A 14,788-nucleotide genomic window follows, 5' to 3' on the forward strand; every position below is an offset into this window, starting at 1 on the left:
ACGGAAGGTAGCGTGACGGACACTCAGTGCGATACCGGGATCTCGGTCAGTCGAGGGCACCAGGGGCTGGAATGAGCCGCCCAGGTGCACGCCGAGGCGTGCATCATGCGGGGCCTGGAGACGCGCGCGCCCGCTACCCCTCCAGCGCCGTTCCGGAAGCCTCGTGCAAACCCAGCGGCCTCGGACGGGTGAATTCGGGGACCTGGCCGCTCCCGGATTCCGGCAGGACCGTTGGGCTGGGCGGATAGCCGGATGATCGCTCTTCGGGCGTCCCCTGCTCATTCCTGTACACGTGCTGGAGGAGACGTCCCCTTGGCTACCGCTGATCTTCCTGGACCTGATTCGCTGCTGCGCCGCACGCTGGGGGAGTGGCGGATCGGGTTGGTGGTGTGGCGGCTGCTGGTTCTGCAGACCGCGGATCCGGCGGTCGCCGCCGGCATGGCCAACTTCTCCACCTACCGCGCGCACCCGTGGCGGCGTATCGAGCACACCATGGACAGCGGGAAGCGGCTGTTCTTCTCCGACCGTGAAGGGCTACGCCGTGAGGTCGCCCGTCTGGAGCGCACGCACCGCCGTCTGGCCGGGACCGACGAGCAGGGCAGGCCGTTCACAGCGTTGGACCCGGCGGTGCGGGTGTGGGTACTGGTCACCTTGTACGAGTGCATGACGGCGATGCGGGAACTGTCCGGACGCCCGCTGGCGCCGCCTGAACTGGATCAGATGTACGGAGAATTCCGCGCGGTGTGTGCCGAGTTCGGCCTCTCCGACGACCTGCTCCCGGCCACGGCCGCGGACGTGCCCGCGTATATGGAGCGCACGATCCGCGAGCGCCTCGAATACAGCGAACCCGTGCGCTACCTGCTCTTCGACATGCTCCGTGAAGCACCCGCACCCCGCCGCCTCGGCCACCTGAAGCCGGCCTGGCCGCTTGTGCGCACGGTAGCCGCCCACGTGATCGGTGCGCTGACCATCGCGGACCTGCCGGAAGCCTTCCGCGAGCGCTTCCACTTGCCCCGCACCCGCCGCGCGGCCCTGCTGTCCTTCCTCCTGCACCGTGGCATGCGTGTGCTGATGAATGCGCTGCCCGAGCACCGCCGCTACCGCACCCCGCTGGCCGGCAACTCCCCGACTTCGCAGCCTTCCACCGCCTCCACCGACCGTCCTTCCCCGCCGGAGGCAGGGCCTGTCCGGCTTCCTGCACCACGTCGCCGCAAGGGTGCCGATTCCCGCCCGGCGCGTCTGCGGACCTTCTTCCGCCAGGTCCTCGACCAGACCGGCGACGGCCGCATCAGCTCGGCCGATCTGCAGGCCATGGCGCACAACGTGTGCTGGCCGCTCGAACTCACCCCTGAGCGCGAAGCCCGCGTCTATGCCGCCTTCGAGACCTGGTGGCAGCACCTGCGGACCGGCATGGATGCTGACGACGACGGACAGGTGACCTGCGAGGAGTTCGTCACCGCCATGCTCACCGGGATCGACGCCGGACCGGGCTATCTCGAGCAGGGGTTGCATGTCGCGGTGCGGGCGATCTTCCACGCTGCGGACACCGATGGCAGCGGACACCTGTGCGCCGATGAGTACCGCACGATCTTCGGCGGCTCCCGGGTCCACCCCGCCGAACTCAACCACGGCTTCCGCCAGCTCGACCACGATGGAGACGGCCGCATCACCGAAGACGAATTCGTCCAGGCCTTCACCGACTACTTCACCGCCCGCACCGACAACACGGCCGGCAGCCAACTCCTCGGACGCCCGTAGTGACATGAGAGGGCTGCGTCGCGCAGTCCCCGGTGTGACCCGGCCGAGCACCAGGTCACGGCGGAGTCGGGGGCGGCTGGACAGCCACAGGTGTCCGCGACTGCGGACCACGCCGCGCATCACGGTGCCGAGTGCGTCTGCCGGCCAACGGCCTGGGTACGCCCTGGTCGCTCGGACGAATATCACGAGGCGCTCTACGAGGCGCTGCGGCAGACGTCGCGGGTCGGCGTCGTCTTCACCGCCGTCGATAAGCCCTTCCACGATCGGGAGGCCGGAAAGATTCGGCACCGGAGATCCTGGGACCTTTACAAGGACGACGGCGCGTCGCAGGAGCTGTGGGAGGCCGCCCTCCTTCTACGGGATCTCCTCGACAAGGGCTGGGACTTCTTCGCTCCGCATGCGCCGTTCTGACGTGCGCGGCTCATTTTACGGGTGAAGAGGCGGTATTTCGTCCGTGCACAATTCGGTCTTCCGCGGTCATCAGCGGCTGCTACGGTTCCGGCCCAAGCGAAGTGGCTGGGGGTGCCGGAATCCAGGACTCCGGCTCGCTCGAAGATGGCACCGGCTCATCGTGCGGTGCGAGGTGCACCTGCGGGAGAAGACGTTGGAGAGGGGCGGGCATGAGCGGCACCTATCTGCCGGGCACCCGGGGCGGCGAGGACCCGAACCTCCCCGGCGAGCGGCAGCAGAACGAGGAGCTGATCCGGTTGGTGATGAGCGACCCGGGCCCGGCGGCCGAACTCGCTTACCCTGCCCTCCTGAACGGCATCGACTACCTCTTGAGTGTCATTGACCTGCTCGACGGCCCCGACCCGGCGCCGCGCGCGCTCAAGTTCGCCGTCCTCCACCTCCAGGCTGCGACGGAGGTGCTGCTAAAGGCGTGCCTCGCAGGCATCGACTGGCGACTCGTCTTCACCAAGCCTGAAGAGGCGGACGAGGTGAGCTACAAGACCGGGGACTTTGCGAGCTGCGGAATCGCCGACACCATCAAGCGGCTGCGCCAGCACGGAGTGGCCATCTCGCCCGAGGAGAAGGGGGCGATCCCGCCTTCTCCAAAGAGCGCAACAAGCTCCAGCACTTCGTCGCCACGCTTGGCGCGGCCGCGATCGAGGCTCGTGCCGGCGTCGTCCTCGAGATCCTCATGCGTTTCATCGACACCCACCTGTGGCGAGGGATCGACGCCGATCACGTCGACGCGTACTTCGAAGACAGGGAGACGATCCGTGCCAGTGTGCCCCGGATCCGGGGCTACGCCACCGCCCGGATGGCTCAGCTCGCTCCCGCGCCGGAGCCCTTCAAGAGCACCACACTGCGCTGCCCCGCCTGCGGCATGTGGGCCGTGGTCGCGGAAGTGGATGAGAGCCACTGCCGCCTCTGCTTCACCCACTGGGAGTACGACATGGCGCTCCTCGTCGACTATGCGGTCGGCGTGCTCGGACTGTCGGTGAAGGACTTCCTTGACCACGACGGGGGCGCCCAGGTCTGCCCGGAGTGCCAGAGGCACAGCCTGCTCACCGAGGCGTACTTGGCCGAAGCGCCGGACAAGCCGCGCTCCTTCTGCTTCCACTGCGCGAGGCCCTTCGACGGCCTCGTCACGTGCACCCGCTGCACCCTGCTCTTCCAGCCGGAAGGAAACGGCGACCTGGTGTGCAGCGACTGCTGGACCACTGCGCTCGCATCGGACTGATCGACGACACGGAGAAAACCATTCGTTGTCACGTCCGGGCTGCGAGGTAGTGGGTCCAGCTGTCGTTGGCGTATCTGGCCCACGTCTCCGCTGTGGCGGGGCTGAGGCCGAACAAGTCGGCGACGACGATGGGCGGGAGTGTGGTGACGGCCTCGATCATCGCGGTGTTCCTGGGTCGCCGACAACAGCCTGCACCACCTCGGCGTGGATCACATCGAGTACTCCCTGTTCGAACGGGAAGTCGAGCAGCTCTTCCCCACCCTGGACGAACTCGGTATCGGCTTCGTCGCCTCCTCCCCCTCGGCCGCGGGCTCATCACCGGCACCGCCAAGCCCGCCGGCCAGTACGAGGCCACCGACATGCGCAACGTCGACCCGCGCTGGCAGCCGGGCAACTTCGAGAAGAACGTCGAAGCCGTCGACCGGCTCGCCGAGCTCGCGGCGGCCCAGGGTGCCACCGTCTCCCAGCTAGCCCTGGCCTGGCTCCTGACCCGGGGCGAGCACATCGTGCCGATCCCCGGCACCCGCAGCCCGAAGCGCATCGAGGAAAACGCCGGCGCCGCCGACCTCGCCCTCACCGACGCCGACATCAAGGCCATCGACGAGATCCTGCCGCTGGGGGGCTTCGGCGCCCGCTACACCGAGGGGCACGTGCCCACCTGGATCTGATGATCCACCTCGGGGCAGATGCCACTCAGGTCGGCTCCGGTGAGCTCAGCGCAGGGCGGCAAGACCGTCGGCGGCGCGGGCGTCACCGACGAGCCCATGCTGTCCATGGCTCTCCACCTGCGAGAGCAGGAGATGAGCCTGCGCGACATCGCCAAACGGCTCGTCTTACCGCGGGCGCGAAGATGGGACAGCACCCCTCGCCCGCCACCGTCATGCGGATGCTGCGCGAACACGACGAACGCGCGGTCGCGGCCTTGGCGACGTAGAGAGGCAGCGCAGTGGAGCCATCAAGCTCTCAAGATCAACAACTGGCGGCTTTTGGGCTTACCTCGGCTCTACCCCAGGAGGCCGCCGATCGGGGGGAAGGGTGTCAGTCTTGGCGGCTGGGGAGCATGGCCAGGGCCTGGGCGCGCTGTGCGACGAGGTCGTCGTAGGTGCCGTCGCGTTCGGCCCAGCGGTGCACGAGGACGCCCTTCACGAGGATCTCGTGGGGGGTGGGGTCCTGCGAGAGCAGGTGCATGACCTCGGTGGCGAAGTCGTCGAGCGGCAGCGCGTGTGGGTTCACCTTTTCCTGTCCTGCCGTGGCGACGGCCGGGGGGACAAGCTCAACGACACCGACACCGGTGCCGTCGAGCTGGGCGCGCAGTGCCTCGGAGTAGGCGTGCACCGCGGCCTTCGATGCGGCGTAGCTGGGCATGGGCGGGAACGGCAGGAAGGCGATGCCGGAGGTGACGGTGATGAAGGTGCCGGCACCCCGCCGGGTCAGGTGCGGGGTGAAGGCGTCGATGACCCGGATGGTGCCGAGCAGGTTGGTGTCGATCGTCGTTGCTGCCGCCTCGAAGTGCGCGGGGTCGCGCAGGTCCTCCAGGAGCATGACGCCCGACATCGTCACCACGGTGTCCAGCTCGGGGTACCGGGCGAGCACGGCGTCACGGGCAGATGCGACGGAGGCAACGTCGGTGACATCGATGCTGATTGTGCCGAAGCCCTCTCCGGCGAGTTCCACGAGTGCCTCCTGGCCGCGACCGCCAATGGCCACGGTGCTGCCCGCCGCGGCGAACCGCCGGGCCAGCTCTCGCCCGATACCCGAGGTCCCGCCGACGATGAGAACGGTGCGGTTGGAGAGATCCACGAGGTCTTCCCTTCAGTCCAGGGCGCCGCCGGCGTTCAGGCCCGCGGCGCAGACAGTGATGCTCTCTGTCTCTTTCAAAACAGTGCTATCGCAGTCTTGACGGCATTCGCCGGGTGTGGCAGGGCCCCCGTCTTCCCTGGTCCTGCCAGGGCCCCCTCTGAGACACGCGCACCGCATTACGGTGTCGGTATGAAGGATGAGGAATCCGGCAACCGGCTCGGCAGCTACCTTCGCGCCCGGCGTGAGCTGGTCTCCCCGGCGCAGGCAGGGATCCCACCTGGCGGTAACCGCCGCGTGCCCGGTCTGCGCCGTGAGGAAGTCGCCCTGCTCGCCGGAATCAGCCCCGACTACTACCTGCGACTGGAACGCGGCCGCGACAAGAATCCCTCACCGCAGGTCCTCGAATCACTCGCGCGCGTCCTGTGTCTCGACGACATCGAGCGGACGTATCTGCTCGGCCTCACGGCAGCACGCCCCAGGGCACCGCGCCGCAAGCGGCTCGAGCACGTACCGGCACGGGTGCACCAGCTCCTCGCCCACCTCCAGATCCCCGCGTTCGTCGAAGGGCGCGCTTTCGACGTCCTGGCCTCCAACCCCATGGCCGTCGCGCTCTCCCCGCGCCTGCGGCCTGGCCAGAACCGGCTTCGTTCCCTCTTTCTCGATCCCGAGGAACAAGCCTTTCACCAGGACTGGGCCAAAGCCGCCGCCAGCTTCGTCGCCGCTCTTCGCACCACCATCGGGGACGACACCGACAACCCCCGGTTCGTCGAACTCGTCGGAGAACTGGCACTGTCCAGTCAGCGGTTCCGCATCCTGTGGGCCCGACACGACGTCCGCAGTCTCGACGGAGGCACCACCACCGTCCACCACCCCGTCGTCGGTGAACTACGCCTCCACCGCGACAAACTCCCCATCGACGACGTCATCCTCGTCGTCTACTACCCCGACAAGGACAGCGACAGCGACGAGAAGCTGCAACTCCTCGCCGCACTCTCACAGACCGAACTCACCGGCACAGCACACAGCAGGGCAGCAGACGCCCCCCACCCGAAGACACCCTGACGAACACCGGCCGCCCGGCAGTACGGCCAGAACGGCCGCGCCACGATTTCCGCCATCCGCGGACCGCCTCGGCGCCCGGTCATCAGTCGTCGGTGGCGTCCAGGGCGCGCAGGGGCCGCAGGCCGCCTGGGGCCCGAAGTTGGAGCCGTTGCTGCTGTCTGAAGACGAGCGGGCTGAGTTGGAGCGGTGGACGCGTCGGGCGACATCGGCCCAGGCCCTGGCTCTGCGGGCGCCGGATCGTGCTGGCGTGTGCGGGGCCGGAAGTACCGCCGAGTGTCGCGGTTGCCCGGGATCTGCGGGTGACCGCGGACACGGCGGCGACGCTTCCTTGCCGAGCGGCTGGACGGACTGGTCGACGAGCCCCGGCCGGGCCGGCCGCCCACCATCAGCGTTGATCAGGTGGAGGTGGTGGTAGTCACCACGCTGGAACAGCTGCCGAAAAACGCCACCTACTGGTCGCGAACGTCGATGGCGCAGCACAGTGGCCTGTCGAAGTCGACCGTGGGCCGGATCTGGCGGCAGTTCCAGCTCAAGCCGCATCGGCGGACTCGGCGCTACCCCCCTTACGGTCGGGTGAGAATTTCGGCTCCGCTGTCGGTGATGGCGATGGTGTGCTCGCTGTGCGCGGTCCGGCAGCCTGTCGCGCTGCGCAGCGTCCAACCGTCGGCGTCGGTGACGAGTGTGGCAGTGTCGGCCATGACCCAGGGCTCCAGGGCGAGCAGCAGTCCGGGGCGCAGTTTGTATCCGCGGCCGGGCCGTCCGCTGTTCGCGATGTGTGGGTCCTGGTGCATGGTCGAGCCGATGCCGTGGCCTCCGAACTCGGTGTTGATCGGGTAGCCCGCCTTGCTGAGGACCGTGCCGATGGCGTGGGAGAGGTCGCCGATGCGTGCCCCAGGCTTGGCGGCGGCGATGCCGGCGGCGAGTGCACGTTCGGTCGTCTCGATCATCGCGACGCTCTCCGCTGGCCTGGCCTTGCCCACCAGAAAGCTGATCGCGGCATCCGCGGCCACCCCGCCCCTGGCTACGGCGAGGTCGAGAGTCAGCAGATCCCCGTCTGCCAGCGTGTAGCTGTGAGGCCGCCCATGGAGCACTCCGTCGTTGACGGCCGTGCAGATGTAGTGCCCGAACGGGCCGCGCCCGAACGAAGGCGCGTAGTCGACGTAGCAGGACTGCGCTCCCGCCTCGGTGATCATCTCCTTGGCCCACTGGTCGATGTCCAGCAGGTTCGTCCCGACCGTGCTGCGCTGCTTCAGCGTGTGCAGGATGTTTCCGACCAGGGCGCCGGTGTCCCTCGCCTGCTCAAGCCGCGCGGAGTTCAGGATCTCAATCATGGGGGACCTCTCATGTATGTCCAATAACTATCCCGGTCTAACTGTACCGGTATTAGAATGGGGTCATGGTCAGGTTGCCGCTCACCCCCGCCGAGGTAGAACGCGGACAGCGCCTTGGCGCCCTGCTCCGCCGAGCCCGGGGCTGCCGCTCGATGCTGGACGTGGCGCTCGCTTCGCACATCTCGCCGGAAACTCTTCGGAAGATCGAATCCGGCCGTGTGGCTACCCCCGCCTTCCCGACCATCGCAGCGATCGCCGACACCCTCGGCCTGTCTCTCGACGCCGTCTGGGCCGAGATCAGCCAGGCGGAGCGAACCATCGAGGATCAGTCGGCCCTGCCTGCCACACGGCATCCATTGCTGGTTTCGTAACGCCGCACTCAGAGAGTCAGCGGTTCACTGACCGTGCTGTGCCGGTACGCCTGCGCGCACGCTGATCACCTCGTCGACCAGCCCGAGCACCGCCTAGCGGACCTCGGCGGCTACACCGACCGGCCGCCTGTCGGCTCCGTCGCTTCCTGCCCGAAGGGCGCGAGCGCCCGCGCCCTCACGGTGTGCCTGCACACGGGGAAGGTGTGGGAGACCCGGTAGCCGACGCACTCGCGGCAGGCGGCGACATCGCCCTTCTTCCACTTCGGCATCGCGGTGCGGTTGGAGATCCGCTCCTCCCACTCGTGCCCGGCCGCACACCGCCACCACACCGCGACCTGCATCTTCGGCGTCGCCTTCTGCAACGTCAGCCCGCCGTTGCGCTCCTGAAGCCACACCGCGGCGACCTGCGGATACGCTTCGCCCAGCGAGACCCCTCACGCGCCACGGTCCCCTTCCTCTGCTCGGTCAGGCCGCCTGACCGAAGCCCTCGCTGGTGAGGTTCTCCTCCCGCAGTCGTGTGAAATCCCTCAGCTTCGGGTCGTACGCCTCCGGCTGGATGCCGAGCTCATGGGTGCTGTACTCGCCGAACCGCTTGATGTGCTCGGTCAGGTACGGCGAGAATGTGGGCCAGGTCCTCGGGGTCGATGGCGTAGCCCTCCTCCTGGAGCCGGCGCACGATCTCGGTGATGTCCAGGGCGTTGTGGAAGATCACCACGCTGGGGAAGTGGACGGCGCCGGGAGGGTGGACGCCTTCGGCCGCCACCTGTGCGAGATCGTCTGGCTCAGGTTCGGTGGGCATGCGAAGCACGAGATCTGGGGTGGTCAGCGCGAGCTGGGTGAGTGGCCAGTGGCGCATGGCGTGCCTCTCTGCGGTTCAGTAACCGTCGATGCCGATGATGTTGCCGAAGGGGTCGGTGAGCTGGGCGATCTTGCGACCATTCACGCTTCGGATTGGCAATCTTGGGGTCGAATGCCCGTGGTTCTACAGATCGGAACCCGGCCTCGATGAATAGCTGGGTGAGCTTTTCTTGGTCGTAGGCCCAGAGGTGAGGTGTGTAGTTGGGGGTGTCGTCCTGGTCGCGGAACAGGTAGTTGATCAGGTCAAGGAACGTGTTGATGTCGCCGAGGCAGTCCCGCTTCGGGTACCACCGTTCCACCATTTCGGTGGCGAGGTCCGGGTTGGTGGGGTAGTGGTGCAAAAGGAACGCGGCGTCGGGTACGCCCGTGACCAGCTGGCCGCCGTCGGTGAGTACACGGTGGGCCTCACGGGCGTAGTGCTTCGTGGATCGCGGGTAGTCGATGTGCTCCAGGAAGTGCTCGGAGAACATGAACTGCACACCGCCGCCTTGCAGGGGGATGCCTTCGCGGATATCCCACAGGAGGTCGGCGGGCGGTACGGCGTCGATGTTGAAGAAGCCGTCGATCCGGTGGGCGCCCCCGCCGATCTGTACCTTCTCGGGGGTGGCGTCGGTGCGGCCGTTCGGCCAGGCCCTGCTGCTGACCTGATGGTGGCGGCTGATCTCATGACGTAAGGGTCGAGGTCGACGGTGATCACCTGCCCTGTCGGGGCGGTCACGGCGGCCAGCAACTCGGCGTTGTAGCCGCCCGATCCGGGAAGCCGACGGGTTCGTGGAATCTCGAGGGGGAAGTTGCGGGAACCCAAGGGACATCCAGGCAATTATCGCTTCAGACATGCGGGTTCGCTGCTGGATCACGGGATCGTGACGGTTCAAGTTGCGACTCGCAGAAACTGCCCGTGCCACGTTGGTCAACGCCGTGCCGGTTGAGCCCCTCAGGGCGGAGAAGTCGGACCTTCGGTGAACGCGTACCACGGGATCCTGGGCTTTGTCGGCGTACGCGGCCCGCACGAGGCCCCCCGCCTCGACGGTCGACTACCGAGGCCCTGCACCTCCTACTTCAAGAGGCCCGCTTCCGCAACATCGTCCACTGGGCGCGATGACGAGGCGTACGTCCAGCGGTCGGGCCTCCCGTCCGCTGACGCAAGCGCTTGTTGCCACTTGGCCGGATCATCCCCCCGCCCCGACCGCGTCGTCCCGCGTGAGGACCGGCCGCCACGCCCGCGAAATCTTCGGCTAACACACGTCGGACCACTGCGAACGCACCTGTGCGGCAGCAGGAAAAGAACCCGAGCCCAACCGGACCACCCCGCGCCCGTCGGAATCACCGTTGGCCAGAACATCTCTGCCGACTCAAGCCATGGCGCACTAGACTCAGAACGAATGATCACGGGGAGGCCGCAGTTGTTGCATGTCGCTTTAGTGAACATGCCATTCGCCGACTGGAATCGTCCGTCATTCGCCCTGGGACAGTTGTCGACTCTCGTTCACCGGGAGTTCGACGACCGGGCGCGAGCGCACGTGTGCTATCTCAACCAGGACATGGCCGAGTTCTTCGGGACACGTCTGTACGAGGCCCTCTCCGTGAGTCACGATCATGTGGACACAGGGATCGGGGACTGGCTGTTCCGGCACATCGCCTTTCCCGGCGAGGCCGACACTGCCGCCGAGTACTTTCAGCGCTACTACCGGGGTGCCCGGTGGGCCGACTTCCGTGAGCAGATCCTGTCGGCGCGGGACGGACTGCGGGAGTTCTGCGAGGAACTGATTGACCGCTACCGGCTTGACGAGGCAGACATCGTGGGGTTCAGCTCGATGTTCGCCCAGCATGTGCCGAGTATCGCCCTGGCGCGGCTGATCAAGGAGCGCAGCCCGCAGACGCTCGTCGTGCTCGGCGGGGCGAACTGCGAGGCACCCATGGGCTCGGTAGTCGCCGAGCATGTGCCGGCCGTCGACTTCGTCTTCTCCGGGCCCGCGCTGAACACCTTCGGTGAGTTCCTACGGTGTGTCCTCGACGAGGATCTGGAGCGCGCCGATGCCGTTCCGGGAATCCTTTCCGAGCGGAACTGCCGCGACCCGCGCTTCCGCAAGGCCATCGGTGCGGAACGCGATATCGACGACTTCTTCCTGCCCGACTACGATAGTTTCTTCGAGGCGCTGGAGGGCCATCCGGAACTGCGGCGCACGGGTACCAGCAAACCCATGCTGTTCTTCGAGACGTCCCGCGGCTGCTGGTGGGGACAGCGTTCGCACTGCACCTTCTGCGGGCTGAACGGCGAAAGTATGGCCTTTCGGGCCATGGCTCCGGACCTGGCAGTCCAGCAGTTCGAGTGGCTATTCGGCTTTGCGCCCACCTACACCTCGCTCTTCTGCACGGACAATGTCATGCCACGCAATTACTCGCGTGAGGTCTTCCCTCGACTCGACCCGCCGCCGGGGGCCGAGATCTTCTACGAGGTCAAGCTCCCACTGAGCCGTCAGGACCTGCGCGCCATGACGGACGCGGGCGTCACCGTTGTCCAGCCCGGCATCGAGGCTCTGTCCTCCTCGACGCTCAAACTGATGGGCAAGGGCACGACCGCGTTCCAGAACCTGCAGTTCCTCAAGAACTGCGAGGAGTTCGGGATCAAGCCCGAGTGGAACCTGCTGATCGGCTTCCCCGGCGAGGACCCGACGGTCTACCGCAAGTATGCCGAGGAACTGCGCGACTTTGTCCACCTGGTGCCGCCGCACGGCGTGTACATGGTGCGCTTCGACCGCTTCAGTCCCTACTTCAAGCGGAGCGACGAGTACGGGCTCGTCCTGAAGCCAGTGGACTACTACTCCCTTACGTATCCCTTCGACGAGTCAGCGCTGGCCGATCTCGCGTACTTCTTCGCCGACCAGAACCTGGCGCCGTACATGCTCGATGCGGTCGAGTGGCACGACGAGTTGAGCGGGCTGGTCACCCAGTGGCGTGCAGCCTGGTACGGGGAGGACGGAGCAGCCCGTCGCGAGCTGCGGCTGGTCGCCGATGACGACGGCCGGCTCACGGTCCGTGACTCCCGTTCCGGGGCTCTCCGGACGCACCCGGTCGACGCGGTGACCGGCCGGCTGCTGCGCCGGTTGTCCTCGCCGGCCAAGCCCGAGCATCTGGCCCGGGACTGGCCGGAGGGGCCGGACGACCTGCAGCAACGCCTGGACACGCTCACCGAACAGCGGTTCCTCTTCGCGGAGAACGGCCGGGTGATGAGCCTGGTGCTGACCGGAGCGGACGGCGAGATCGAGGAACCCGCCCGGGAAGAGCCCGCCACGGTCGGCGCCCGGCTGCTGCTGCCGCTGTTGTCGGAAGCACCGCGATGACGGTCGAGACCACCCCGATGCTCCCGCTGGTCGTCGAGGGGCACGGCGAGTCGGCCGTCGAACGGCTGCGCGCCCGGCGGGAAGAACTCCGGACCGCGCTGCGCGAACGCGGTGCGCTGCTGCTGCGCGGCTTCGACGTCGGGAGCGCCGACGGCTTCGCGGACATCGTCCGCACGCTCTCCGGCGAGCCGCTGCCGTACACCGAGCGTTCCTCCCCCCGGAGCGTGATCAAGGGGAACGTCTACACGTCCACCGACTACCCGCCCGGCGAAGAGATCTTCCTGCACAACGAGAACTCGTACCAGGCGAGTTGGCCGCTGACCCTGTACTTCCACTGTGTGCGCCCGCCGCTGAGCCGGGGCGCCACCCCGCTGGCCGACACCAGGCGGGTGCTGGCCGCCATCGACGACGAGGTGCGCCGGGAGTTCGCCCGGCGCGGCTGGACGGTCGTACGCAACTACGGCGACCTGGTCGGCCTGCCGTGGCAGGAGGCGTTCGCCACCGAGGACCGCGCGGAGGTCGAGCGGTACTGCCGGGAGCGGGACATCGAGGCACAGTGGCTGCCCGGCGGCGGGCTGCGCACCCGGGCGGTACGGGAGGTCGTGCACCGGCATCCGGTGACCGGCGAGCTGGTGTGGTTCAACCACGCGACGGTCTTCCACGTCACCACGCTGCCGGAGTCAGTCCGGCTCGGGTTGCTGGAGATGCTGGGCGAGGAGAACCTCCCCAGCCAGACCTACTACGGCGACGGCGGACCGATCCCGGACGCCGTTGTGGACCATCTCCGGGCCTGCTACCGAGCCGCGGCGACCCGCTTCGACTACCGTGCGGACGACGTCCTGGTGATCGACAACATGCTGGTCTCGCACGGCCGAGAGCCATTCACGGGGCCCCGCCGGATCGCGGTCGCCATGGCGGAGCCGTACACCCCCGACCGCTAGCCCCAGGACGGAAGACCCTCGTATGTTCGCGCGTTCGCTCTGGTCCAACCGGGACTTCTCCGTCTTCTGGGCGGTCCAGGCACTGTCCGAGGTCGGCAACGCCTTCTCACTGGTGGCGCTTCCGCTGCTGGTGCTGCACACCACCGGGTCGGCGGCACAGATGGGGCTGCTCACGGCCGTCGCGGGCGCCACCGCGCTCCTCACCGGTCTGGTGGGCGGCTCCTGGGCCGACCGCTTCGACCGGCGGCGTCTGCTGATGCTGTGCGACGCCGCCCGGCTGGTGCTCTACGGCGCGATCCCGGTCTGCTGGGCCCTGAACCCGCAGATCTGGCTGCTGTACGTGGTCATGGCACTGGCCTCGGTCTTCGAGACGTTGTTCCGGATCACCTATGTCACCGCCGTGGCGAACCTCGTCGACAAGGAGCAGATCGTCGCGGCGAACGGCCGGCTGGAGGCGACCAACGCGATCGCCTACATCGCCGGCCCGGCCCTGGCCGGTGTGGTGGCCGGGTTCTTCGGGCCTACGGCCGCTGTCGCCATCAACGCGGGCAGCTTCGGGATCTCTCTCGTGGGCTTGGCCTTCATCAGGCTCAGGCCCACCGTGCGGTCGTCGGCCGACGAGGCCGAGAACAAGGCGGCCCGGGCCCAGGACCTGCGCTCCGGCTTCCGGGTCGGCGCCGCGTTCCTGTGGCGCACGCCGGTGTTGCGGGCGCTCACCTTGCTGCTGACCGTCACCACCTTCCTCAGCCTGGGCATGACCGACGTCTTCATCTACCACCTGCGGCACGGTCTTGGGCAGGACGAACGCACGGTGGGCTACGTCCTCGCGCTGGCCGGGCTCGGCACCTGCGTGGCCGCCGCCGCGACCGCCTGGCTGCGCCGCTCCTGGGGGTTCGGCCCCTGCTGGCTCGGCGCGATGAGTCTGTGCTCGGTGTCGGTGCTGGTGCTGGGCGGCACCGGGCAAGTGTCCGTGGCGGCCGTGACGATCTGTCTGTACTCCTTCGGCATGGCACTGGCGGGCGTCTGCTCGATGTCCCTGCGGCAGCAGGTCACGCCGGACCATCTGCTCGGCCGGGTCACCTCCGCGTTCTGGACGATCCACGGCAGCCTCGCGCCCCTCGGCGCGGCTCTGCTCACCGCCCTGGTCGGCCGGCTGGGGACACGTGGGCCGCTGACCGCGGTGGCGGTCGTCTTCCTGGCCGTGGTGGTGGCCGCCGCCTTTACTCCCATTCGACAGCGCCAGCCGGAGCAGACCGCCGTACCGCTCCCGCAGACGCGGCCCACTGATGCGCCGCTACCACAAGAGGAGAGTCACGGGGATGACGCCGAAGCCCGACGATGAAGACCGGCAGTACAAGGTCGTGGTCAACCATGAGGAGCAGTACTCCGTCTGGCCCGCCGACCGGGACAACCCGGCCGGGTGGTCGGACGCGGGCAGGACCGGCCCGAAGTCCGACTGTCTCGCTCATATCGAGGACGTGTGGACCGACATGCGTCCGCTGAGCCTGCGTCGTCGCCTGCGGGCGGGCGAACAGGACGGACGGAACGGATAGGACGCACCGGTGGCGGAGGGTGCCGACCGGGCGGGCCGACTCCCGGTCCGTCACCGCACCCGCCGTACCGCGAACCAGGGAAGGCC

Annotated in this window: 17 protein-coding genes and 1 pseudogene; 11 read left to right on the forward strand and 7 right to left on the reverse strand. The window is 67.9% G+C overall.

All coding sequences use genetic code 11. From position 1 onward, the window contains the following. Positions 1-312 precede the first annotated feature (312 nt). Together OHS81_RS35825 and OHS81_RS35830 are read left to right on the forward strand one after the other, a co-directional pair. Positions 313-1,758 (forward strand): oxygenase MpaB family protein, encoded by a 1,446-nt coding sequence (locus tag OHS81_RS35825; protein WP_328390308.1) that lies wholly within the window; start codon positions 313-315, stop codon positions 1,756-1,758. 90 nt (positions 1,759-1,848) lie between these two features. Next, the gene (locus OHS81_RS35830) at positions 1,849-2,169 is read left to right on the forward strand and encodes a hypothetical protein (RefSeq protein ID WP_328390310.1); all 321 of its coding nucleotides are present in this window, start codon (positions 1,849-1,851) and stop codon (positions 2,167-2,169) included. Between the two features lie 532 nt (positions 2,170-2,701). On the opposite strand, the gene OHS81_RS35835 is transcribed toward OHS81_RS35830, so the two are convergent. Beyond that, a complete protein-coding gene (locus tag OHS81_RS35835; RefSeq protein WP_328390312.1) occupies positions 2,702-2,920 on the reverse strand; it encodes a hypothetical protein in 219 nt (72 codons plus the stop codon). On the opposite strand from OHS81_RS35835, the gene OHS81_RS35840 reads away from it, so the two are divergent. Continuing rightward, positions 2,900-3,445: a hypothetical protein gene (locus OHS81_RS35840; protein WP_328390314.1), complete on the forward strand. Its 546-nt coding sequence runs from the start codon at positions 2,900-2,902 to the stop codon at positions 3,443-3,445. The genes OHS81_RS35835 and OHS81_RS35840 overlap by 21 nt on opposite strands. Positions 3,446-3,473: 28 nt before the next feature. Here OHS81_RS35840 and OHS81_RS35845 read toward each other — a convergent pair whose 3' ends face one another. Next, entirely contained in the window at positions 3,474-3,605 is a 132-nt protein-coding gene (locus OHS81_RS35845) for a hypothetical protein (RefSeq protein WP_328391716.1), read from the reverse strand. Here OHS81_RS35845 and OHS81_RS35850 point away from each other — a divergent pair. Then, on the forward strand, positions 3,574-4,113 hold the full coding sequence (locus OHS81_RS35850) for an aldo/keto reductase (RefSeq protein WP_328391670.1): 540 nt from the start codon (positions 3,574-3,576) through the stop codon (positions 4,111-4,113). The two genes, OHS81_RS35845 and OHS81_RS35850, sit on opposite strands and share 32 nt — an antisense overlap. Before the next feature lie 370 nt (positions 4,114-4,483). Here OHS81_RS35850 and OHS81_RS35855 read toward each other — a convergent pair whose 3' ends face one another. Next, a complete protein-coding gene (locus OHS81_RS35855) occupies positions 4,484-5,245 on the reverse strand; it encodes an SDR family oxidoreductase (RefSeq protein ID WP_328390316.1) in 762 nt (253 codons plus the stop codon). A 189-nt stretch (positions 5,246-5,434) separates the two neighbouring features. Here OHS81_RS35855 and OHS81_RS35860 point away from each other — a divergent pair, with 189 nt between their 5' ends. After that, the gene (locus OHS81_RS35860) at positions 5,435-6,307 is read left to right on the forward strand and encodes a helix-turn-helix transcriptional regulator (RefSeq protein WP_328390318.1); all 873 of its coding nucleotides are present in this window, start codon (positions 5,435-5,437) and stop codon (positions 6,305-6,307) included. A gap of 348 nt (positions 6,308-6,655) precedes the next feature. Beyond that, positions 6,656-6,763 (forward strand): annotated as a pseudogene (locus OHS81_RS37565) (IS630 family transposase); the annotation flags it as partial. Between the two features lie 107 nt (positions 6,764-6,870). Here the strand turns inward: OHS81_RS37565 and map are convergent. Beyond that, entirely contained in the window at positions 6,871-7,638 is a 768-nt protein-coding gene (gene map, locus OHS81_RS35870; RefSeq protein WP_328390320.1) for a type I methionyl aminopeptidase, read from the reverse strand. Positions 7,639-7,703: 65 nt separating this feature from the next. Here map and OHS81_RS35875 point away from each other — a divergent pair, with 65 nt between their 5' ends. Further along, positions 7,704-8,009 (forward strand): helix-turn-helix domain-containing protein, encoded by a 306-nt coding sequence (locus OHS81_RS35875; RefSeq protein WP_328390322.1) that lies wholly within the window; start codon positions 7,704-7,706, stop codon positions 8,007-8,009. 110 nt (positions 8,010-8,119) lie between these two features. Here OHS81_RS35875 and OHS81_RS35880 read toward each other — a convergent pair whose 3' ends face one another. The 3 genes from OHS81_RS35880 to OHS81_RS35890 all read right to left on the reverse strand — a co-directional run bounded on the left by OHS81_RS35880 (position 8,120) and on the right by OHS81_RS35890 (position 9,703). Beyond that, the gene (locus OHS81_RS35880) at positions 8,120-8,404 is read right to left on the reverse strand and encodes a zinc-ribbon domain-containing protein (RefSeq protein ID WP_443058816.1); all 285 of its coding nucleotides are present in this window, start codon (positions 8,402-8,404) and stop codon (positions 8,120-8,122) included. Between the two features lie 170 nt (positions 8,405-8,574). Beyond that, positions 8,575-8,808: a hypothetical protein gene (locus OHS81_RS35885; protein WP_328390324.1), complete on the reverse strand. Its 234-nt coding sequence runs from the start codon at positions 8,806-8,808 to the stop codon at positions 8,575-8,577. After that, a complete protein-coding gene (locus tag OHS81_RS35890) occupies positions 8,792-9,703 on the reverse strand; it encodes a class I SAM-dependent methyltransferase (RefSeq protein ID WP_328390326.1) in 912 nt (303 codons plus the stop codon). Before OHS81_RS35890 ends, OHS81_RS35885 begins: the two co-directional genes overlap by 17 nt. A 546-nt stretch (positions 9,704-10,249) precedes the next feature. Here OHS81_RS35890 and OHS81_RS35895 point away from each other — a divergent pair. Genes OHS81_RS35895 through OHS81_RS35910 form a run of 4 tightly spaced genes read left to right on the forward strand, consistent with a single transcriptional unit; the run spans position 10,250 to position 14,702 of the window. Beyond that, complete coding sequence (locus tag OHS81_RS35895) at positions 10,250-12,208, forward strand: RiPP maturation radical SAM C-methyltransferase (protein ID WP_328390328.1); 1,959 nt, start codon at positions 10,250-10,252, stop codon at positions 12,206-12,208. Continuing rightward, positions 12,205-13,149, forward strand: a complete 945-nt coding sequence (locus tag OHS81_RS35900) for a TauD/TfdA family dioxygenase (RefSeq protein ID WP_328390330.1) — start codon at positions 12,205-12,207, stop codon at positions 13,147-13,149. The genes OHS81_RS35895 and OHS81_RS35900 overlap by 4 nt, the downstream gene beginning before the upstream one ends. Before the next feature lie 22 nt (positions 13,150-13,171). Next, a complete protein-coding gene (locus OHS81_RS35905; protein ID WP_328390332.1) occupies positions 13,172-14,491 on the forward strand; it encodes an MFS transporter in 1,320 nt (439 codons plus the stop codon). Beyond that, positions 14,469-14,702: an MbtH family protein gene (locus tag OHS81_RS35910; RefSeq protein ID WP_328390333.1), complete on the forward strand. Its 234-nt coding sequence runs from the start codon at positions 14,469-14,471 to the stop codon at positions 14,700-14,702. The genes OHS81_RS35905 and OHS81_RS35910 overlap by 23 nt, the downstream gene beginning before the upstream one ends. Positions 14,703-14,788 lie beyond the last annotated feature (86 nt).

It is taken from the genome of Streptomyces sp. NBC_00400 (genome assembly GCF_036048035.1).
Taxonomy (GTDB): Bacteria; Actinomycetota; Actinomycetes; order Streptomycetales; family Streptomycetaceae; genus Streptomyces.